We start from the raw sequence: 20,256 nt of genomic DNA, 5'->3' as shown, positions 1-20,256 counted from the left end.
ATGGGCAGAATCTTCGCAAGGGAAGGTTCTGCCCATTTTTCTTGGCAAATATTCTTAGCTGTAGATTTTTCTCTTATGAGCTTTGCTGTCTAGCTTTTGCGTGTACGGACGCAAAATGCCGATCTTTATACCGTAACGCGGGAACTTCAATGCACCTATACATCAGGATGCCAAGAGTTAGACCGCTTGCTACGAGTGTTAACACTAAGACTGGACGGGGAAGCATTCCAAGGTGTGGCTCAAGAAAATGGTAAAGAACGTCGTGAGAGATGTAGATGCTGTAGCTTGCTAACCCTAAGAGTTGTAGCCCTTTCCACCGTAAGATGTGCATGAGCTGATCACCAAGTTTTTCACGAATAGCAACTTGCCCCCATAGAATCATCATGGCTGCGGCAATAGCTTGAATGGTGTAGCGAATTGTTTGGCGGAAGAACTCATCGCGAATGAGCAGAGACACAAGATATAGAAGCACGGCAAGAATCACGATTGTGTTACGCCCCATGAGAGGAACAGTTCTACCGTCACGGATTCTTCGCGTATTTCGGAATCGAGTGCCAACAACAGGGCGACCTTGAACTGCTGGAGTATTGCGGTAGGTAAAGAACCATAGTGCAACTAGCGTTCCTAGTGCGATGGCCTCAACTCGAGTTCCTGTACCAAAGTAGATACGGTCACCGGTGGCGTGGTGAAGGCTTAAATATATGCGGGAGCAGATGGAGTAGACGATAGCGGTTGAGGCAATGCCTGCCACAATTTTTTTGTAGTGTTTGCTTTTCACGGCGAAGAGCCAGATGAGTGCAAAGACAAGGTAGAACTGTTCTTCAATAGATAGGCTCCAGGTCACAACAGAACCGGGTAGAACTGTTACCTGTGAGTCTAGGTAACGCCAGTTGAAGAAGAAGAATATTTGTCCGAGGAAGTCGATGATATCGATTTTTCCGCCAAGGCTCATATAAATCAGTGTGGGGATAATTAACGCTAGGAGCATAGGTGGGAAGATTTTGATGAGACGTCGCATGTAGAATCCGTTGACGTCAAATCCTCCGGTTTGTTCTCGCTCTCTCAGAAGTAAGAATGTGATGATGAAGCCAGAGATGACGAAGAAAATGGTAACCCCAGAACCGCCGGGTACAAAGCTTAGGCCTGCATGGGAGAATACGACGAGTAGGACGGCAAAAGCTCTCATAGCGTCGATATGGGCGTAGCGGTTCATTGTTTCCTTTAAGTTTGGGTCGATGAAGGCGGTGTTATTTGTCGTACCGTATCCATGAAACCACAGCTCAGAGGTTTTTCTTCTCTACTCTGTAGCCACATTAATGGCTACTAATGTGGCGGGTTGAGCCACGTGTTGTGTTGTATGTGCCGGTTGAGTATTTTTCCGAGGTATTCAGCGCCGATAGAGCACATGAGGAGCGGCGCCCATAACTCTATCGGTGCGTGGGTGAGTTCTATGGTAAATAGTGCCCCAAAAAGTGCGGAGGCCTCGCTAGCAGATAATAATGATGTCGCACCAAGGAGCATGAAGACCGGTAGTTGTTCGGGTGTTCTGGATGCGAGCGCGATATAGGCACCGATGCTTGCGCCAGTAGCTAACGCGGGTGTGAGGGTTCCGCCGGCGGCACCAGCTCGTAGGCTCAGAAGTGTGAGTAGCGGTTTGGTGATGGCGAGGATGAGGAAACTACTGAGGGTGATGTTGTGGTGGAGTCCTTGTTCAATGATGAGGACACCGTTTCCTAGAATATTTGGCTGGTAGGTGGCGATGGCTGCGGTGAGGAGCATGAGTGAGCATAGTTGTGCAGGTAGTTTCCACCAGTGGCGGGGGTGTTCTTTGCGTATTTTTTGGATGATGTTTTGGCTAATAATACGAAAGGTTGTGCCAAGTATTGCGCCGATAAGGATGGCTCCAATCACCCATATCCAGCTGGAATATTCGAGTTTGTATGTTGGTAGTTGGTAGTAGGGTGCGGCACCGTAGATGGCTCTAGGGATGAGGACTGCAAGATAACTGATCGTTAGAGCGGCGAGGATTTTGCTCCATTTTTTGGTGGGGGAAACGATGCTGATGGTGTAAGCGGCTCCAGCGTATGGGGTGTTGTAGACTGCCCCGAGTGCTGCACCGCAGGCGGCGGCGGTAAGAAAGTTGCGTTCTTCTGGGGTGAAGTGTTGTGGGTGGTAGAGGCGGTGGGCGATGGTTGCTGCAAGTTGTCGAGGGGCGGCTTCTCTGCCGATGGATGCGCCTGCGCCGACGAGGAATACTTGTGTGAAGGCGTCAATGGTTGTTCTGGTGAAGGGGTAGTGTTGCGCGCGTGTGGTGATGATGTCTTGGGTGCTAGGTAGGTTTTTTTGGCGTAGTTTCCACCAGCAGATTCCGCTGATGGCGCCGGCGGTTGCCATCATTATAGGTGTTAGGTGGGGCACCTGTTGAGTTTTGCTGATGAGGTTTTCGATGAGGTGGAGGAATTCGGTCAGGAGCACACCGATGATTCCGGCGCTAAGAGCAACGGTGAGGGCGGCGAGGGTGAGGAGTATGTATTTGCGTCGTGGGTTGGTGGGGTGTTGTGGGGTGTTGCTCATCGTTTTTAGTTTAGACGTTTATGGGGTCTTTGATGAGTACTGGCAGTGTTTAGGCGGATGCACTAATTTTTTGTTGTGCGTATTCGTTGTGTCGTTGTGTTGTTTCGTAGTGTGCTTGTTGCAGGAGTTCTTCTGCACGTTCAATGTGTTCTCGCACTGTTTCTACACGTCGCATGACGATTTCTTGTCGGTTGCATTGGAATTCGCAGCTTCCGGCGCAACGTACCATGGCAAGGGCCTCTGCGCATAGTGCGACGGAGTTTCCGGCTCGTGAGAGGCACCGGTGAAGTTCTGAGTAGATGCCACTGGGTGATGCGGGGATGTCGGTGCTGTTGCTGGGCGCTAGTTGTTGGGCGCGGGCTGCGATTGTTCGTACGCGTGGTAGTAGGTCTGCGAGGGCGTTTGCTTCTGGAACGACGAGTTCGAGGGTTCCGTCGTCTGGTAGTTTTTCGAGGATTTGGTGGAATCTGTCGATTCCACGGTTGAAGCGGTCGTGTGCGCGTCTCCAGATTCCTTGGCCGAGTTCTGCGTCGTTACGGCGTCCTTGTAAGAAGTCTTTGAGGCTCACGTTCTCCCCCTTTTTCATCTACTTCCTTTTCTTAGGTTACCCTAAATTAATTTGCTGACACTATGTCAAACGCAACACTACGTTAAGAAAATTGAAAAATCACCTAGAGAGGGGCAGGTTTTGACGAAGGTGTATTTATTATTCATCTAATATTTTATGTTTTCTGACACATTGTCGCCGCACTGTTTTGTATTCTCATGAGTTCTCTGGTAGATTCTTCTACGGATGGTTGTCCGAGCGGCCGAAGGAGCTGGTCTTGAAAACCAGTAGGCGGTAACCCCGTCTCAAGGGTTCAAATCCCTTACCATCCGCCACGTAAAACCGTGTTTCTCATGAGTGAGAGACGCGGTTTTTCTTTTGGTTTGAAGAACGGCTGACTCTGACAACAGAATTATTTGACCACACCCCACAAAACAGCTAGTATGGTGAATGCTGTATTGCGGTTGAGTCAGATGTTGACGGGCTAAACACGATACGGTGTTGGAGACGTGCCAGAGCGGCCGAATGGACTTCACTGCTAATGAAGGGTCGGGGTTAAACTCGACCGGGGGTTCAAATCCCCCCGTCTCCGCCACATAAAAAATCCCTGGGCGCTTTCAGGTAAAAGTGCCCAGGGATTTTTATGTTCTCCTCAAAACTTAGAAAGTTCTAAAAGAAACTAGTCGCGCATCGTGATCTAATAGTTCAGACCAAGAAGTCTCCACCTCAAAGACCGCAATCGAAGAGGGTGGAAAACCATAAGAAATATCCATGAGTGATTCGTAGTCAGATGTTGAGCTCATTAAATCCATTGCTGCATCTTGTACGCCTGGCAAGTGAGCAACTAACATCATTGAGCGAACAGAATCGGGGGTATTCTCAATGCACTGACGTAGCATACGAGCTGGAGCGTTATAGAGCCTCTCGTCGAGGGAGGCTGTTGGGGCTTTTTCTCCGAGAGCTTCACATACCCATGTTGTTGTCTGCCGAGTGCGCAACGCAGCAGAAGAAACGATCATTTCGGGAAGAGTTCCTGTATGGTGCAGCCATTCGCCCGCGGTTCGGGCTTGAAGGTGCCCGCGAGAGGTGAGGGGGCGGTTGAAATCGTCCATGCCCCAGTCAGCTTCAGCATGACGCATGATAATCAAGGTTCGTGTGTCATCTGGTCTTTGTGAAAGTTCTTCAGCCATAAGCACCATCTTAGCCGGTCTCTAGCTTTGAGCTAGAAACTTTTTGAGGGCGTACACGGTCTCTTCCGGCTGGTCTGCGTGCACCCAGTGTCCAGCATTTTTAAACACAACTTTTTGCACGCGTGGGAAGAGGCTCCTCATAACAGGGGTATCTTTTGACGTGACATATGGGGAGCGCCCTCCTGCAATCCATAGCACCGGTCGGTTGAAGGAAAGGTTGGGGTTTTGCCATCCCATAATTTTCGGCAGGTTTTCAAAGAGCATTTGTAAGTTCGGTTGCCAAGAGAATCCTTCTTCTGTGCGAATGAGGTTTTGAAGTAAGAATCCTCGCACGCTAGAGTCTGGCACTGCTGGTGTTAGCATTCTATGGGCTTCGGCTCTCGTCGAGAGTTCCTCGATAGGAAGTTTCAGAAGAGAGCCCAGCAGATGGGTAAAGTTTCCGGTAGATACTGAAGGGGCGATATCTAAGACTACGAGCTTTCGCACGAGTTCTGGGTGCCTTAACGCTAAGAGCATTGCGACCTTTCCTCCCATGGAATGTCCAACGACATCAACAACGGGGGCGGGTTCGCCGTGGTATGCGCAGATAGCTTGTGCGACGCTATCTGCCATGTTGTTATAGTCGAAGGATTCTGTCCATGGAGAGTTTCCGTGATTGGGAAGGTCGATGAGCAGAATTGTAAAGTCTTGTTCGAGGTTCTTTGCAATTGCGGTGAAATTTTTGCCACGTCCCATGAGTCCATGCAGAAAGACAATAGTTTTTGGGCTTGTTCCTAGAGACGTTATTGAAAGAGTTGGTGTGTCAGCCATAGTTTTTGTTTTTCGTGTTTCTCTATTAAACCCGTATAGGCGCCTATTTTCTAGACGCCTACACGGGTTTATTGCTATGCGTTAGCTTTTAGATGGAGTATTCGGGAGCTGCCCATACAACGACTTCGGGGTGCTCGTAGAATCTGTACCCTTGCCCTCGTACCGTACGTACGGTGTTGGCAAGACGCCCCAATTTTGAACGTAGGCGACGAATATGGACGTCAATGGTTCGTTCATTAGGTGTTTCCTCGGCATCTCGCCAGAGGCTTGCGAGGAGTTCTTCGCGTCCGACGGTGCGTGCACCGTTTTCAACGAGGTAGTTCAAGAGTTCAAATTCTTTGTAGGTGAGGTTAAGGACTTCACCGTCTAGAAAGACTTCTCGACGCGATAGGTCGATAAGAACACCAACGGAGTGAGCAGGTTTGTGTTCTTGGGATGAGTATTGTGTAGATGAGAAAGGCTCGGGCTGGTGGTGTACAGCGGTGGGGTCACCTAGGGCGTTGCGCACGACTTCAAGGTCTGTTCCTTCTGCTCCGGATGGAGCTAGCGCGACGGCCGCGTAGGAGTCAGCTTCTGGGACGATACCGCGGGTATAGTCGCGTAGTTCTTGTACGATACGCACAAGTGATGTCCCGTTTGATGCTGCTGTTTCTTCAGAGAGCCCGACATAGATGACAAAGCCACGTGCTTCACTCTCGGGGTGGTTGAGTTTTGCGGGTGGGGTGTCAATATGATGTGTTGTCATAGGACGCAGGCTAGCGGGGTGTTTGGGCATGTGACGTCCCTGAGATAGGTTCGACGCAGTGCGTTGAGTTGATACTCTGTTCCGCTGAGAGATGTGGACGTATCCAGGTGCTCCGGACATTCTTCTTACCTGTCTTCTTGTGGTGGGATAAGAGCGTATATCTGGGTGGTTTGTGCAGGATCTTCTGCTTTTCCACACATGAAGCTCTTGATCGCTTTACCGTTTTATCGTTGTATGATTTCGTCGATAAATCAAGTAACATTCCTCTGTTTTTTGGACAGTTGAGGGAATTATCTCAAAAAATGCTGTCTATACAGGTTCTCTTTTTCTCATATTTTGGTACATAAAAATACGTAACTATTATTTTTTATACATAAACAACCTGTACTTTCAAGGCATACACTTTTGTCCGATATACACCAACCAACAACATCATGTAGCACTAGCGATTTGTCAAGACTAACCTCAACTTTTCTCCTTTTTCATCCCTACTAGCACCAAGACCAAGAACCAGTCCCAAACTCACCCAGCCTAAACCACACAAGACCACACACCTCACAAAAAGCTCCCACCACCATCGCATTCTTCCAAGATTCACAACAAAGCACACGTACTAAATAGGCACACTAAGCCACGCCAACACCGAGTGATCCCAACACAACAACACCAAAACTCATCCACAAAGCGGGGAGCACTCCTTCATGCCAACACTTTCCCACATTTATCCCAAGAGTGTAGAAAAGAGCCTCTAAACACCACCTCAGCAACCCAAAATAATCTCACAAAAAATTACACTCAAGCACTACACAAAATATTAAACAACATGATTTATGCATTTTGTATGCAAATGGGGGTATAAGAGAAGAAGCTCTTATACCCCCATTTAAAAGGTCAAAAATTTTTTAATAGCGAAACGCCAGACCGTCCAATATCTGACTACTGAGCAAGACCGTACAGACGGTCACCAGCATCACCAAGACCAGGAACAATATACGCCTTATCGTTGAGACACTCATCTTCAGCAGCCAAGAACAAATCAACGTTCTCAAACCCGTCAATACCATCACGCAAAGCAGCAATACCCTCGGGAGCACCAATAATGCACAAGCACGTAATTTGCTCCGCACCGCGAGCACGCAAAAACTTAATAGACTCAATCAAGGTTCCACCCGTTGCAAGCATAGGATCAAGAACATACACCTGACGTCCCGATAAATCTTCAGGCAAACGCTCCGCATAAGTCACGATATCCAGAGTCTGCTCATTGCGAGCCATACCCAAGAAACCAACCTCAGCAGTAGGAATCAAACGAGTCATACCCTCTAACATGCCCAAACCAGCACGCAAAATAGGAACAACCAACGGGCGCGGTTTAGTCAAAACCTTACCTGTCGTAGAGGTGACAGGAGTGACGATTTCACGCTCCTCAGTACGAATAGTGCGAGTCGCCTCATACGCCAAAAGCGTCACAATCTCTTCAACAAGCTGACGGAAAATAGGAGAAGGGGTGTTCTTATCACGAAGAACAGAAATTTTATGTGAGACCAAAGGGTGGTCAAGAATGGTTAAACGCATACTCTCAAGCTACCATTTTCAGCCAAAAACTGTACCGCTGTCTCACAGAAAAACACAGGCTGTGAAAAAGATAATCACCAACACCCCAGAAAACAAACATCAAAAAAAGAGCCTTTCTACACTGGACTACAGTATAGAAAGGCTCTCCAACGCGGTGACGGAGGGATTTGAACCCTCGGTACGGGGTTACCGTACACAACATTTCGAGTGTTGCACCTTCGGCCGCTCGGACACGTCACCAACTGTGGCAAGTTTACCCGTTAACACCGAACATTCTCAACTTTTGAGCAGAAAAGTTCATCTCAAGCAACTCCCTGCCCAAAGTGCTCTAATGCGCGATATACGAATCAACCGTCAACATCACAGCACGAGTAGCGTCCTCAGAGGTACGCTCGGCAGCATGAATCTCACGGTCCATCGCAAGCATAAAGATAGACCCAAAAATAGAAATAGAGACAGCTTCTGGGTCTTGAGCATGATCCACAGGGTAACGAGTCCCAATCGCTCTCACCATATTCTCTAATTCACTCACCAGATCCTGACGAGTCTTCACAATCGCTTCAGACCAAGGCTCTTTACTACGCCAAATTTCAGTGATCCACAAACGGGCAAACCCTGGGTGCTCAGCCAAATATTCAAAAGCTTCCTTAATACCAGCCCTCATCGCCTCACGAGGGTCAGACTTCTGAGAGCCTTGTTGCACTCGAGTCTTCAAAAGTTGCGCACCATATTGAAGGAGCTGCTCAATCATCGTCTTTTTAGAACCAAAATTATAATAAACAGTTCCTTTAGAGACTCCAGCTTTAAGCGCTACTTCTTCAACCGTCGTCGCTTCAGCACCCTTTTGGCTCATAATCTCTAGCGCCGCCTGAAAAAGCTTAAACTGTGTACGGTTAGTACGCCCCGGACGACGCGTTACCGCAGCAACCGCAGGGGTAGGATACTGAAAATCTGAGACAGATTCATCTTGCGTATGAGACACCGACATTAAACTGCAATCTCCGGATTAAGTTTCTTCAAATTCCATGTGCGATTCTTATAAGTTCCAATAAAACCTAAGAATAAACCGAAAACACCCCATGCGGCGAGAACAAGTACATCACCTGTAATCGCACCATAATCAATTCCATAGGCTAGACGGCGCGTACCGCTGAGAGCATACCCCATCGGAAGGAACGAATGTAACCAACGAATAGACATAGGTAACGTTTCATAGGGCATCATACCGCCAGCAGTAACCAACTGTACAATAAGCACCACAAGCGCCAACAACTTACCAGGTGCAGATAGCAACGCCACAAAACCATAAATCACAGCGGTATAAACACAAGAAACAAACGTTAAGAACAGCAACAAAAGCCATGGATGCTCCATCTTGAAACCAAGACCAAAATGTACCGCCAAGAACAACAAAAGAGTTTGCAATACGCCAAGAACAGCAAAAGGCCCCCAACTGCCAATAGCAATACGCAACGTCGGAGCAGAAGACGCTAATGCTCGAGTGTTCTCTGGACGCAAAGTCTGAACCAGCATCAAAGCACCAATCCATAATGCCAACACAATAAAGAACGGCCCCATGCCTTCACCATAGGTACTACCAGAGGCCAAGGAAGTCTCTTTAAGCTTGACAGGATGAGACATCACATTCGCAATACGACGTTGATCTTCCTCATTCAGTGAAGGGACTTTGCTCGTTCCCTCCTCTAGTCCTTCAGAGAGTTCTCCGGCACCATCTTGAAGCTTTTGAGTTCCCGAATGAATCTCTCCAGCACCCTGATCTAGTTTTGAGGCGCCATGTTGGAGTTTTTGAGCACCAGAATGAACACGGTCAATTCCGTCGTTGAGAGAATACTGCCCAGAAAGTGCTTGTTGCTCACCATCAGCAAGCTGTTCAGCGCCCTGAGCAAGCTCCCCCGCCCCCGAAGATAGGCGATACGTTCCATGAGCAAGCTGCTCAGCACCATCAGATAATTTTTGTGAACCATCAGAAAGCTGGTGTGTACCATCAGCGAGTGTCATAGTTCCTTGACTCAATTGAGAACTACCTGTGACCAGGTCTTGAGCACCATGATGAAGTTTCTGAGCACCCAAAGATAATTGGTGCATATTCTCAGAAACTTTTTGAGTACCATCAGCTACCTGTTGAGCACCTTGGAAGCTCTTTTTTGCACCGTCAGCTAGTGAAACAGCACCAGTCTTAGCTTGTGTTGTAGCACCTGCAAGCTTTTGAGCACCTTGAGACAACTCATGAGTAGAAGAAAGTAATGTATTGATATGTTCACCAACCGTTGACGTTCCATTCTCACATAGAGAAGAAAATTCTGTCATTTGAGAAGATATACCTTGTAAGACGGCAGTGTTAAGGTCTGTCAAAACCGACTTATTTTCTTCTGAACCTAAAAGTTCAAGCATCTGCTGTGCTTGTTCTGGAGTCAGAGTTCCCTCTTGAACAAGAGCTTGCAAACGCCGTCCAATATTCTGGTGAAGTTGTGCTGTCACGTCATCTGTCAGTTGGTGAGCATAGTGAGCTACTTGCTCTTCTGAGGTAGGAGCCTGACACATGGCGTTAAGCCCCGAGGCTAGCTCAGGTAGTGGGGAATTTGCCAGAGTTTTGTCTAATGTTGTGTTTCCCTCAGCTAAACGGGCGGCGCCTTCGTCGATAGCTGTTATACCGTCTGCAAGTTTTTGCGCCCCCGTAGAGAGCGTTTCAGTACCGTTTGCTAATTTTTGGGCACCGTCGTTGAGGCGTATAGTGCCTTGGTCTAGCTGTTGAGCACCATCTGAGAGCGTTTGAGTGCCCTGAGCCAGTTGTTGCGCTCCACCATCGAGTTTTAAGGCACCTGTTGCAAGTTTTTGTGCACCTTCAGCCGCTGATTCGAGGTGAGTGTTAAGTGTGTTTGCACCATCGGCTAAACGAGAAGCCCCGTTCTGAGCGTCTTGTGTTCCGTCTGAGAGTTGATGGGCACCCTGAGCAAGTTTGGCAGATCCGTCCGCTAGTTTTTCTTGTCCGTGAAGAAGCTGAGACGAACCATCTTTAAGTTGTAGCGTGCCGTCATTGAGCTGTGTTGAGCCGTCGTTGAGCCGTGTTGTTCCATCTTTAAGTTGTCCAACAGCATCGCTGAGTGTGATAGTTCCTTGGTCTAGTTGGCTTGCCCCATCGCTAGCTTCGTGCAGGTTTGAGTGAATGGTAGTGAAACTTGCGAGTAAGGCATTCGCTGTTTTATCGCCGACTTCCGATGCCACAGAGTCGCGAACAGCTGTTCCAGCTTTTGCCACAATATTTGTCAGAATATAGTTGTTTGCATCATTAGTAATGACTTCAATCCCCGCAGATTGGGGGTCAATATCAGGAGTTTTGCCGTTTTCGTCGGGTACAAAAGACCCAGCGGATTGAAGTTTTTGAGAGAAGTCTTGAGGGATAACGAGCGCAAACTCATATACTCCGTGGGTGACATCATGAACAGCTTGCTCTCTGGTGGATACTTTGTGCCACGAAAAGTTTGCTTTCTCCAGCAGAGTTTTTTCGACATCTTCTCCGATGTTTATGGTTTCGCCGTCTTGGGTGGTTGCACCGGCATCTAACATCACGAGGGCTCCGGGAACATCGTCTACAGAGTCATAAGGGTCCCAGTTTGCGTATAGATATATTCCGCCGTACAGCAGGGGGATACAAGCCATTGCCAGCAGAACTAATTTAGGGAGTAGTCCTGCTGTGAGACGTTTTAGTTCAGCGAGAGTAACTCTTAGAATGCTCATTTATCGTTGTTCACTCTCCGTTGCTGTGTCAGGGTTTTCTTGGGGAAGGTCGTATTCTTTTTCTTCGTTCGAGGAGTTTGTTTCTGGGCGTGAATCTTGTTCTTCGTGTGTTTTCACGTTTTCTTCGTTGAGGAGTTCATCGTGTGCGCTTCCTACCACAGCCTGTTTGCCGTCCCAGGTGGAGGAAATATGAGGGACAACAGCAACGACGGCACGGGGGCGCTCTTCGTTTTCAGCTAGTTGTAGAAGGTATGGTAGCCACATGCGTGTGTGGTTAAGATGCCGTGAGGGGGTATCAAAAACGAGTAAGTCTGCGTGCTGATAATTGGCGGCAAGAGTGGTCATAAGGCGAATATTTTGCTCTCCGGTTACTTGTTCATTCCAGAGGTTATCGAGGTCTTCCAGTCCGTGTTCTTTCAGCCATTTCCCAGAGCGTGGTCGAGTAAAAGGTCCCATGGTGTAGCTCAGCATTTCTGATACGTAATCACGAACTCTCATATGGTTTTCTGGTTCGTTGATGTTCGGAGAGTCGATCAGTTCTGAACGACGACGAAGCTTTTTCATGCTGGATTCTTCTCGGGAAGGCTTTTGAGGGTCTGTCCAAAGAATCGTTCCGCCGGAGGGTCTCATGCGACCTGTTAGTGTCAGTGATAGCGCGGTTCTTTCGAGTTGGCTATCTGCTTGAATGATGATGACTTCTCCGCGGTTGAGGGTGAAGCTGGTGCGTCCGAAGAGGGCGTTATGCCGTCCTTTTGCCCAGATATTATCAACGATGAGCATATTCTTCCCCTTATGAGCCACGTATTCTTCTCTGTGAGAAAATCATAACTTGAACTCGTCGGTCAGTTTTGGTCTTTTAGTGTGAGATTTTCAACCAACTGCTGGCAGAAATATCACACCAAGCGCTCAACGCTAGGGGTAACTTTCATGAACACCAGTCGTGAAGAACTTCAAAAACGACCAAATGGACCGTGACTTTCTGAGCGTTTCTTTTCAAAAAAAGTTTTCATAAGAGATGCGCATTCTTCTTCTAAAACACCAGAGTACACTTCGACAGAATGTGGGTATCTTCTATCACGCAGAACGTCATATAAGCTCCCTGCCGCCCCTGTCTTCTCTTCCCACGCACCAAGAACAACAGTTGATATTCTGCTCAACAAAATTGCGCCAGCACACATAATGCACGGTTCAATGGTCACGACTAACGTGCAGTCCTCTAAACGCCACTGTCCACGCTGTTCGGCAGCTTCACGTAGAGCAATGATTTCAGCATGAGCGGTAGGGTCTTGGTTTTTTTCACGCTGGTTGTATCCGCGACCAATAATGGTTCCGTCCGAAGCGATAACGAGAGCACCAATAGGCACATCTGAACTATCTAAAGCACACTGAGCTAAGGATAGTGCCTCATGCATCCATTCTTGGTGTTCTTTCCGATGAATACGACGTGCATGAACATATTCTGTGTTACACATATAAACTACTCAAAACCATTTTTATCTAGGAAATAGCCAAAGCAAAAGGATACACACTGTGTGCCCCAGCCCGACGTAATTGCCGAGCAATAACAGTTGTACTCCATCTAGAGTTCACGCTATCAGACACCAGAAGTACTGAAGGGTGATGCGTTTGTAAAAACACTCTCATAGGTTCAGGAATCGCATAGGCATCCCAAACCCCCGCACAACGGAACACAGAGTTCCCCTGCGCATAAGACGTTGGTTGTACTAGCTGAATATCACCTAAATCGTGAAGGCGTCCCGTCTGAGCAAGACCACGAGCAAGAGAAAAAGCCAAACGCGGATGATGTTCAGAAGGCACCCCGATGACAACATTCGGGCGATCCTGCCAGTCCCACTGGGACAATACTTTGACACAGGCCTGACCTAGCTCCGACGACACTTCAACATCTTCAGCGTCTTCTTTGAAAATTTCTCGCAGAACATTACCCCACCCAATATCAGTTAGCCTCGCTAAAGCTCTCCCTTGGCAGGCACGTTCTTCTTCAGCAATCTTTGCACGAGAAGGAATTTCAGAGTCTTTCCCAGTGCCTATCTTTTGTTCAAGAAGTTTCTTAAGTCCACTAGGCCACATACGACGAGGTTCAATACGAACACCTGCTTCTTGGAGACTATTGCGGGTTGTTTCATGAGCATACGAACTAATCTGTTGGGGATACCAAGAACCTGCACAGTTATCACACCGTCCACATTTCGTAGCTGTAGTATCGTCCAGTTGCTGAGCCATGTATACCATTCGGCATGAAGACGTACTGATATAGGAGAGCATTGCTTCTTGCTCGTGCTGACGTGTTTGCGCTACTTTTCTGTATCTTTCAGCGTCATAAGTCCACGGCGCCCCAGTTGCTACCCACCGGTTAGACACACGACGTACAGCACCCTCTACAGCAAGCACTTTTAGAAGAAGTTCTAGATTGCTGCGACGAATATCAACGACAGTCTCTAGTGCGCTTAGTGTTAACGTCTGGCCTTGTTCTCGAGCTTTTTCTAGCACATTCAAAACAATAGAAGTGTTTTCTTCTGTAGGCATTGACGCGGTAGCGAAATATTCCCAAATATCTTGGTCTTCTGCACCAGGTAGTAATAAGACGTCTGCATTATCGGTGCCACGTCCAGCACGGCCAACTTGTTGGTAGTAGGCAATGAGACTCGATGGGGCACCGCAATGAATCACAAATCCCATATCTGGTTTGTCAAAGCCCATGCCCAAAGCACTCGTTGCCACGAGTGCTTTTATCGTGTTGTGCCGTAAAGCTTCTTCTGCTTCAATGCGTTCTTCGACAGACATCTGTCCGCTATATGATTGCACCGCGTATCCGGCATTTCTGAGGATATGCGCGATATCTTCTGCAGCAGATACGGTAAGGGTGTAGATAATCCCTGAACCAGTCAATGTTTTGAGGTGCTCAACAAGCCATGCAATACGTTCTGTAGATTCTTTGAGGTGGAGCACACCAAGTCGTAGAGAGTCACGAGAGAGCGGTCCACGCAGAATGAAAATATCGGAGTTCTGTTCAGAAGAGTTTTTTAGGGTGTTGCCAGAGTAGTTAAGCTGTTCTGCAATGTCTTCAATGACTCGTTGGTTTGCGGTTGCTGTTGTTGCCAGAATGGGGGTATTGGGCTTTAGCTGAGCGATAACTTCGCGGATGCGGCGATAATCGGGACGGAAGTCATGCCCCCAATCTGAGATGCAATGTGCTTCATCAATGACGAGTAATCCAAGAGAATCGACAAGTTCTGGTAGCCAATGTTCGTAGAAATCTGGGTTGTTGAGGCGTTCTGGGCCGATGAGGAGCACATCTAATGTTTGTTGCTGGAGTTGTTGCCGTATTTCGTCCCATTCGGTGATGTTTGAGGAGTTGATAGTGGCGGCTTTGACTCCAGCTCGGGCGGCCGCTTGTACTTGGTCTCGCATGAGTGCAAGTAGTGGAGAGATGATGAGAGCAGGCCCTCCCCCGCGTTTGCGCATCAGTAATGATGCGATGAAATATACTGCAGATTTTCCCCATCCTGTACGTTCAATGACGAGAGCTTTACGGCGGTGTTGCACGAGGGCTTCGATTGCTTCGTATTGTCCGCGGTGGAAGGCAGCGTCATTTTTTCCTGTGAGTTTTCTGAGAAGTTTTATTGCTTCGGTGTATAACTCATCGTGATGTATCTGCGAGTAATTCGACATATCTTGTAGTCTACGGAACCTTTCACTGGCAAAGAAGTCTCTGGAGAGAGATGTAGATAATCTTATGTTCTCAGCATGCACGGGGCTTTTACCTAGTAGAATCGGCAGGAGTTTACTTTCATTAGACCGTTATCAACAGGAAAGTTTTTTATGAGCCATCTTCTTCTGGCAGGTATTTTTGACATGGTGCAGATGCCTGTCGCGGTATTAGGTATAGACATTGAGAAGATTCTTGAGCAAGCTGGTCCCTGGGCTTTGGCTGTGGTGACGTTGATTGTATTCATTGAATCTGGCGTATTGTTCCCTTTTCTTCCTGGTGATTCTCTTCTTTTCACCCTTGGTCTCATTCACGTTCAGCTAGGTTTGAACCTTTGGGTGATGATTCTTTGCTTGTGTATTGCTGCTGTTGCCGGTGATCAAGTTGGTTATTATTTGGGGCATCGCTTTGGGCGTAGGTTCTTTAGTGCTGATGCAAAAGTGCTCAATACGAAGAATCTTCACGCCGCAGAGAGCTTCTTTGAGAAATATGGTGGCAAGGCTCTAGTTCTTGCACGTTTTGTTCCTATTGTGCGCACGTTCGTTCCCTTGGCTGCGGGTATTGCGAAATATCGTTATCGTGATTTTGCGAAGTGGAATATTACCGGTGCGATCACGTGGGTCTTTACTCTTGTCTTTGCTGGTGTACTTTTAGGCGGTATTCCTTTTATCCGAGACAATGTTGAGGCTATCGTTATCGTAATTGTGGTTGCCTCTGTTCTTCCTGTCGGTGTGGAATATCTTCGGGAACGTCGTAAGGCTCATCGCTCTTTCAAATAACAGTAGTTATACAGTAAAAGGTGGATATCTCCGGTGTTGGAGATATCCACCTTTTACTGTATGAGACGAGATTAGTGAGATTCTTGTTCCATCAGCTCACTGAAAAGTTCTGCGTTGTATTGGAAGCCACGGAGTGTTTCGTCAACGACGTTTTGACGTTCTTCTTCGCTCAGAGGTGCGTTATCAAGGAGAGTGCGGTATGAATCTTTGAAAATTTTAGGCTTGGGCAGCTCGTCGAAGCGATACATGCTCAAGGCTTCTGAGCTAATACCGTAGTGACGTCCCATCAAGACCGCTACTGCTTGCCCGCCAGATAGGTCACCTAGGTAACGTAGGTAGTGATGGGAGAGGAAACGCTCGGGTGATTGCGCGCTGTCGAGGATACGCTGAGCGTATTTAGTTGTTGCAGGCAGAGCTGGGTCGATGTCTTCTTGTCCAAGCGCTTTGATGTCAGCGCGAATACGTTCGGTGCGCGCTAGTTCTGGCTGGTTGAAGGGTTCAAGCATTTTGTTGCCGGCTTCTCGGTAGCCTTGGGCAACTTTTTCGAGGGCTTCGTACAGGTACACATATTGGTTGAGTAAACGCAGGTAGCTTTTTTCAGATAGTTCGCCCTTCATGAGTTTTGTCATGAATCCCGAGTGTTCTGCTGTTGAGTGCAGTTCTTCGCTTTCGCGTTTGAGTCGTGCTGAAAATTTTTCGGCGGGGATTTCTGTTGTTGCAGTGGCGTTCATGGTGTACTCCTGACATTTTAGTGACACGATGTCACTAAATAACTTACTGACATAATGTCATTAAAATTCGTTTTATGCAAGCACGCGCTTCACAACAGATGATAAGGTTAGGGTAACTAAACATGTATGCAATTAGCGTACATTGTTGTAGCCTAATAGCGTCATCCCTAAATAGCCATACCTTTCAGAGGAATATCATGCCGACACAACGCACAAAGCGCTCCTACGCTTTCTTGGCGACCGCAGCAATTGGCCTTTCCAGTTTCAGCACACTCCCCGCAACCCAAGCAGTCGAAACACCACCTGCAGCAAGCGAGCATATACAAACCCAAAAGACTCTTGAAAACTCCACAATGACGTGGGGCATCAAAGAATCTTTCCATAAATATGTCACCGGACCTATTGCCGCAGGAAACATCGAAGCAAGCGATGGAGCTTCCCTCAACGACCAACAAATCATCACGTGGGAACAGGGCCAAGGAGAATACTCCTTAAGCACAAAAACCGGACACATAAATTTTGGAGGTGCTCTTCATTACACTGGACACCACGGTGTACTTGACATCTCACTCAAAGAGTTCCAGCTCATCTTTAACGCTGATGGAACCGGAACCATCAAAGTTTCAGGAACCTCTAAAGACATGGCTGGAAATATCACAGACCTAGAAAACGTCAACTTTGCAAACGTTGTCTTGACACAGCCATCTTTCAAAGACAACACCCTCACCTTCACAAACGCTAATGCAACGCTCACCGAAGATGGAGCGAAACTCTTTGCGAATTTCTATAAGGCTGGCACAGAACTTGACCCTCTGACTATCAGTGCACAGATTGCGCCAGAGCCTGTTGAGCCGACCGAGCCTGTTGAGCCGACCGAGCCTGTTGAGCCGACCGAGCCTGTTGAGCCGACTAAGCCTGTTGAGCCGACTAAGCCTGTTGAGCCGACTAAGCCTGTTGAGCCGACTAAGCCTGTTGAGCCGACTAAGCCTGTTGAGCCGACTAAGCCTGCTGAACCGACTCATGATTCCCTACAAAGTGTCGAATCAGCTCAAGCCACGTGGGGCGTTAAAGAATCCTTTATTCACTACATCACCGAAGGTGTCGCGCAGGGAGAAATATCCCTCACCGACGTTGAAAACAACCAAAATGTTTTCGCCTTCACCAAAGTTAACGAAGCAAAGTCTGGATTCAACCCCCAAGAAAAAACCGGCGTATTCGCTTTTGACGGTGTCCTACGATTCACAGGACACCACGGAAAACTCGATATCACTATCTCCAACTTACAAATTCAGATACGCGAAGAATCCGGATACCTTGTTGCAGACATGAGCACCAAGTCAATGGACGGATCAACCACATCTGCACGTGCCGTGCACCTTGGAAACATCGATATCAGCTCTCTAAAAATAGAGAAAAATATCGTCTCACTCACCAACGCGCCAGTCTCACTCAGTACAGCAGGAGCACAAGCCTTTGGCGGATTCTACCAAGCTGGCACAGAGATGGCACCCCTAAACCTTCAAGCTCAATTGGGTGAGGCTACAGACAACACGCTCTCCTACGACCGTGCAGAAAATCACCCAACTAAGCAGGATACAGAAGAAGAAAAACAAAGTTCACATTCTCAAGACTCTTCTGAACATCCAACCCAACAAGGGAATACAGCTACTCCTGAAACCACCACACCCAAGGGCAACTCTCATACACACGTATCACGCAACCCTTCTTCTGCTTCAGCAGCAACCTGTGTTCCAGTGCAAATCACCGAAACAGTACCTGGTAAAACCACTCAGGAAAGTACAGGAAAGAACATCATCTCAGCAGGTGTTCTTGACTGGGGACTTCGCACATCATTCCGCAATTACGTTGCCGGAGGAATTGCTCACGGCGGATGGAACCTTGACGGAGTTACCTACAATTCTGGTGCATTTACCTGGTCCAACGGAACAGGAAATATTGAAGGAGCAAAAGGCACCATATCCTTCAACGGCTCCATTAACTTCCACGGACATGACGGAGTTCTCAACACAACGCTTTCTAACCTTCGTGTAGAAATCAACGGAAAACGCGGAACTCTCTACGCACACGTCAACGCAAACTCCATGGAAGGCAAAAACGTTGACTACGGAATCATCGCTTTTGCTAGTCTTGACCTTTCAAAGATGTCAATGAACGAGCAGAAGATTTCTGTTGTTTCTGCTCCAGCAGTACTCACCGAAGCTGGAGCAAAATCCTTCGCAGGTTACTATAACGCCGGCGAAACACTTGACCCCATCTCTTTCTCCGGAACTCTTACACCCGAAACAAAGAGCGTCACAGGTCAGCCCACAACAGTCACCCGAACTGCATACCGTGGAGCAGGATGCACAGCTGAACAACTCGCATACACCGGAACTTCCCAAACTGTTCCATTCCTCATTGCTGGTGGAGGAATGCTAGCCCTTGGTGCAATGCTTCTTATCACAGCTCGTCGCCGACGCACAGCATAACCTCACAACGCTATCGTCGATAGCTTCAATCAAGCTGTTCGGGTAGATTACCCATCCGTTGTCTACCCGAACAGCTTTTTTAAAACCACAATTTTGGAGTTTCCATGCGCCCAACCATATCCTCTGCTTCCCTCTCTAACCCATTCCGCGCTGTTATCGTACTGTGTTTGCTTCCTCTCCTATTCCTTCTCACTGGTTGTGGGGTAGGAACACTCAATAACTCTCAGCCAAGTTCATCATCGCCATCATCTGACTCGTCAGCTCAGGCAGAATCTGAACATCTATCGGAGCTAGAACAAGGAACAAAATACCTCGAAGAACACGCATCAAAAAACCCCAAGGAACTAACTGGTACTGCAACAGCACAAAGCGTTGGAGCGGTACTTCCTCTTGAAAACCCACAGCAACCCCAACTGCCTGTAACAGTCACCGACCATCAAGGCACAGAAGTCACCGTAGAAAAAGTTGACAGAATTCTAGCCCTTGACCTGTACGGAACCCTTGCCGAGACAGTGCAAGGACTAGGTTTAGCTGACCATCTAGTCGGTCGCGTTACCTCAACAACAGAACCATCGTTGGCACAGCTTCCAGTCGTTACGCAAAACGGCCATGACCTCAACGCCGAAGCTATTATTGCTTTACATCCTGATGTAATTCTGATGGACACCACAAATGGCCCTCTAGAAATTACAGAACAGCTACGTAGTGCTGGACTAACCGTCGTACATTTTGACCCTAAACGTTCTTTACATACCATCAGTGAACAAATTACTGCCGTTGCGCACGCATTAGGCGTTCCTGAATCTGGAGAACGTCTCAATAAGCGAGTCAGCACTGAGCTATCTCTCGTCCAAGAATCTATTGCGCGTGTAGCGCCCAAGGAAGAGTCACAAAAAGTATCCATGGCGTTCCTATACGTACGTGGTACAGCGGGAGTCTTCTTCGTTCTCGGTCAAGGTTCTGGAGCTGACGATCTCATTACCTCAGTTTCCGGTATTGATGCAGCCTCTGAAGGGGGCGCACAAGGAACAACTCCTGCAACATCTGAAGCCCTCGTTAAACTCAACCCCGATTTGATTCTCACCATGACTGGCGGATTAGAATCAACCGGAGGATATGAAGGATTTTTAGCTCGTCCTGGTGTCAGTGAAACAGCTGCTGGTAAAAACCATCGCATTATTGATATGAACGACGGTCAGGTGCTCTCCTTCGGACCTAATACTCCAGCCGTATTACTTTCCTTAGCTCAAGCAATTTATATTCCTGCACAGGAAGCGAAAACCTCCTAGTGTTCACCAGTTGGATTCAGCAAAAAAAAGTTGCTCTCACC

The 20,256-nt window shown here is 47.9% G+C and carries 16 protein-coding genes and 3 tRNA genes; 5 read left to right on the top strand and 14 right to left on the bottom strand.

What is annotated here, in order from left to right; genetic code table 11:
- Positions 1 to 73: 73 nt before the first annotated feature.
- The 3 genes from ACN08W_RS01220 to ACN08W_RS01210 all read right to left on the bottom strand — a co-directional run bounded on the left by ACN08W_RS01220 (position 74) and on the right by ACN08W_RS01210 (position 3,160).
- On the bottom strand, positions 74 to 1,213 hold the full coding sequence (locus tag ACN08W_RS01220; protein WP_419103108.1) for an acyltransferase family protein: 1,140 nt from the start codon (positions 1,211 to 1,213) through the stop codon (positions 74 to 76).
- Between the two features lie 110 nt (positions 1,214 to 1,323).
- Entirely contained in the window at positions 1,324 to 2,574 is a 1,251-nt protein-coding gene (locus ACN08W_RS01215; protein ID WP_419108591.1) for a chloride channel protein, read from the bottom strand.
- 49 nt (positions 2,575 to 2,623) lie between these two features.
- Positions 2,624 to 3,160 (bottom strand): dehydrogenase, encoded by a 537-nt coding sequence (locus ACN08W_RS01210; RefSeq protein ID WP_419108590.1) that lies wholly within the window; start codon positions 3,158 to 3,160, stop codon positions 2,624 to 2,626.
- Positions 3,161 to 3,365: 205 nt separating this feature from the next.
- Here ACN08W_RS01210 and ACN08W_RS01205 point away from each other — a divergent pair.
- Both ACN08W_RS01205 and ACN08W_RS01200 read left to right on the top strand, forming a co-directional pair.
- Positions 3,366 to 3,456 (top strand) — tRNA-Ser (locus ACN08W_RS01205).
- Between the two features lie 168 nt (positions 3,457 to 3,624).
- Positions 3,625 to 3,716, top strand: a tRNA-Ser gene (locus tag ACN08W_RS01200).
- Between the two features lie 64 nt (positions 3,717 to 3,780).
- On the opposite strand, the gene ACN08W_RS01195 is transcribed toward ACN08W_RS01200, so the two are convergent.
- The 10 genes from ACN08W_RS01195 to ACN08W_RS01150 form a co-directional block, all read right to left on the bottom strand.
- The gene (locus tag ACN08W_RS01195) at positions 3,781 to 4,311 is read right to left on the bottom strand and encodes a SixA phosphatase family protein (RefSeq protein ID WP_419103111.1); all 531 of its coding nucleotides are present in this window, start codon (positions 4,309 to 4,311) and stop codon (positions 3,781 to 3,783) included.
- 21 nt (positions 4,312 to 4,332) lie between these two features.
- A complete protein-coding gene (locus tag ACN08W_RS01190; RefSeq protein WP_419108589.1) occupies positions 4,333 to 5,121 on the bottom strand; it encodes an alpha/beta fold hydrolase in 789 nt (262 codons plus the stop codon).
- 88 nt (positions 5,122 to 5,209) lie between these two features.
- The gene (locus ACN08W_RS01185) at positions 5,210 to 5,986 is read right to left on the bottom strand and encodes a winged helix-turn-helix domain-containing protein (protein WP_419103113.1); all 777 of its coding nucleotides are present in this window, start codon (positions 5,984 to 5,986) and stop codon (positions 5,210 to 5,212) included.
- A gap of 816 nt (positions 5,987 to 6,802) precedes the next feature.
- On the bottom strand, positions 6,803 to 7,441 hold the full coding sequence (gene upp / locus ACN08W_RS01180; protein WP_419103114.1) for a uracil phosphoribosyltransferase: 639 nt from the start codon (positions 7,439 to 7,441) through the stop codon (positions 6,803 to 6,805).
- Positions 7,442 to 7,593: 152 nt separating this feature from the next.
- Positions 7,594 to 7,681, bottom strand: a tRNA-Ser gene (locus tag ACN08W_RS01175).
- Between the two features lie 88 nt (positions 7,682 to 7,769).
- A complete protein-coding gene (locus ACN08W_RS01170) occupies positions 7,770 to 8,423 on the bottom strand; it encodes a TetR/AcrR family transcriptional regulator (RefSeq protein ID WP_419103115.1) in 654 nt (217 codons plus the stop codon).
- A 5-nt stretch (positions 8,424 to 8,428) separates the two neighbouring features.
- Entirely contained in the window at positions 8,429 to 11,197 is a 2,769-nt protein-coding gene (locus tag ACN08W_RS01165) for a YhgE/Pip family protein (RefSeq protein WP_419108588.1), read from the bottom strand.
- The gene (locus ACN08W_RS01160) at positions 11,198 to 11,998 is read right to left on the bottom strand and encodes a multidrug ABC transporter ATPase (protein WP_419108587.1); all 801 of its coding nucleotides are present in this window, start codon (positions 11,996 to 11,998) and stop codon (positions 11,198 to 11,200) included.
- A 149-nt stretch (positions 11,999 to 12,147) separates the two neighbouring features.
- Positions 12,148 to 12,669, bottom strand: a complete 522-nt coding sequence (gene tadA, locus ACN08W_RS01155; RefSeq protein ID WP_419103118.1) for a tRNA adenosine(34) deaminase TadA — start codon at positions 12,667 to 12,669, stop codon at positions 12,148 to 12,150.
- Between the two features lie 25 nt (positions 12,670 to 12,694).
- Complete coding sequence (locus ACN08W_RS01150; protein WP_419108586.1) at positions 12,695 to 14,890, bottom strand: RecQ family ATP-dependent DNA helicase; 2,196 nt, start codon at positions 14,888 to 14,890, stop codon at positions 12,695 to 12,697.
- A 150-nt stretch (positions 14,891 to 15,040) separates the two neighbouring features.
- Between ACN08W_RS01150 and ACN08W_RS01145 the strand changes: the two genes are divergently transcribed.
- The gene (locus ACN08W_RS01145) at positions 15,041 to 15,706 is read left to right on the top strand and encodes a VTT domain-containing protein (RefSeq protein ID WP_419103120.1); all 666 of its coding nucleotides are present in this window, start codon (positions 15,041 to 15,043) and stop codon (positions 15,704 to 15,706) included.
- A 71-nt stretch (positions 15,707 to 15,777) separates the two neighbouring features.
- Here ACN08W_RS01145 and ACN08W_RS01140 read toward each other — a convergent pair whose 3' ends face one another.
- Positions 15,778 to 16,437 (bottom strand): heme oxygenase (biliverdin-producing), encoded by a 660-nt coding sequence (locus tag ACN08W_RS01140; RefSeq protein WP_419108585.1) that lies wholly within the window; start codon positions 16,435 to 16,437, stop codon positions 15,778 to 15,780.
- Between the two features lie 197 nt (positions 16,438 to 16,634).
- On the opposite strand from ACN08W_RS01140, the gene ACN08W_RS01135 reads away from it, so the two are divergent.
- Together ACN08W_RS01135 and ACN08W_RS01130 are read left to right on the top strand one after the other, a co-directional pair.
- Positions 16,635 to 18,926: an HtaA domain-containing protein gene (locus ACN08W_RS01135; RefSeq protein ID WP_419108584.1), complete on the top strand. Its 2,292-nt coding sequence runs from the start codon at positions 16,635 to 16,637 to the stop codon at positions 18,924 to 18,926.
- Between the two features lie 104 nt (positions 18,927 to 19,030).
- The gene (locus ACN08W_RS01130) at positions 19,031 to 20,215 is read left to right on the top strand and encodes a heme/hemin ABC transporter substrate-binding protein (protein ID WP_419108583.1); all 1,185 of its coding nucleotides are present in this window, start codon (positions 19,031 to 19,033) and stop codon (positions 20,213 to 20,215) included.
- Positions 20,216 to 20,256: the final 41 nt, after the last annotated feature.

This window comes from Rothia sp. CCM 9419 (genome assembly GCF_048512815.1).
Classification (GTDB): Bacteria; Actinomycetota; Actinomycetes; order Actinomycetales; family Micrococcaceae; genus Rothia.
Note: the sequence above shows the minus strand (reverse complement) of the source record. Positions and strands in the feature narration are given on the sequence as shown.

Excerpts from the sequence above, each read along its gene's own strand:
- ACN08W_RS01220 (WP_419103108.1), bottom strand. The coding sequence starts at position 1,213 with ATGAACCGCTACGCCCATATCGACGCTATGAGAGCTTTTGCCGTCCTA.
- ACN08W_RS01215 (WP_419108591.1), bottom strand. The coding sequence starts at position 2,574 with ATGAGCAACACCCCACAACACCCCACCAACCCACGACGCAAATACATA.
- ACN08W_RS01210 (WP_419108590.1), bottom strand. The coding sequence starts at position 3,160 with ATGAAAAAGGGGGAGAACGTGAGCCTCAAAGACTTCTTACAAGGACGC.
- ACN08W_RS01195 (WP_419103111.1), bottom strand. The coding sequence starts at position 4,311 with ATGGCTGAAGAACTTTCACAAAGACCAGATGACACACGAACCTTGATT.
- ACN08W_RS01190 (WP_419108589.1), bottom strand. The coding sequence starts at position 5,121 with ATGGCTGACACACCAACTCTTTCAATAACGTCTCTAGGAACAAGCCCA.
- ACN08W_RS01185 (WP_419103113.1), bottom strand. The coding sequence starts at position 5,986 with ATGTCCGGAGCACCTGGATACGTCCACATCTCTCAGCGGAACAGAGTA.
- upp (WP_419103114.1), bottom strand. The coding sequence starts at position 7,441 with ATGCGTTTAACCATTCTTGACCACCCTTTGGTCTCACATAAAATTTCT.
- ACN08W_RS01165 (WP_419108588.1), bottom strand. The coding sequence starts at position 11,197 with ATGAGCATTCTAAGAGTTACTCTCGCTGAACTAAAACGTCTCACAGCA.
- tadA (WP_419103118.1), bottom strand. The coding sequence starts at position 12,669 with ATGTGTAACACAGAATATGTTCATGCACGTCGTATTCATCGGAAAGAA.
- ACN08W_RS01150 (WP_419108586.1), bottom strand. The coding sequence starts at position 14,890 with ATGTCGAATTACTCGCAGATACATCACGATGAGTTATACACCGAAGCA.
- ACN08W_RS01145 (WP_419103120.1), top strand. The coding sequence starts at position 15,041 with ATGAGCCATCTTCTTCTGGCAGGTATTTTTGACATGGTGCAGATGCCT.
- ACN08W_RS01140 (WP_419108585.1), bottom strand. The coding sequence starts at position 16,437 with ATGAACGCCACTGCAACAACAGAAATCCCCGCCGAAAAATTTTCAGCA.
- ACN08W_RS01135 (WP_419108584.1), top strand. The coding sequence starts at position 16,635 with ATGCCGACACAACGCACAAAGCGCTCCTACGCTTTCTTGGCGACCGCA.
- ACN08W_RS01130 (WP_419108583.1), top strand. The coding sequence starts at position 19,031 with ATGCGCCCAACCATATCCTCTGCTTCCCTCTCTAACCCATTCCGCGCT.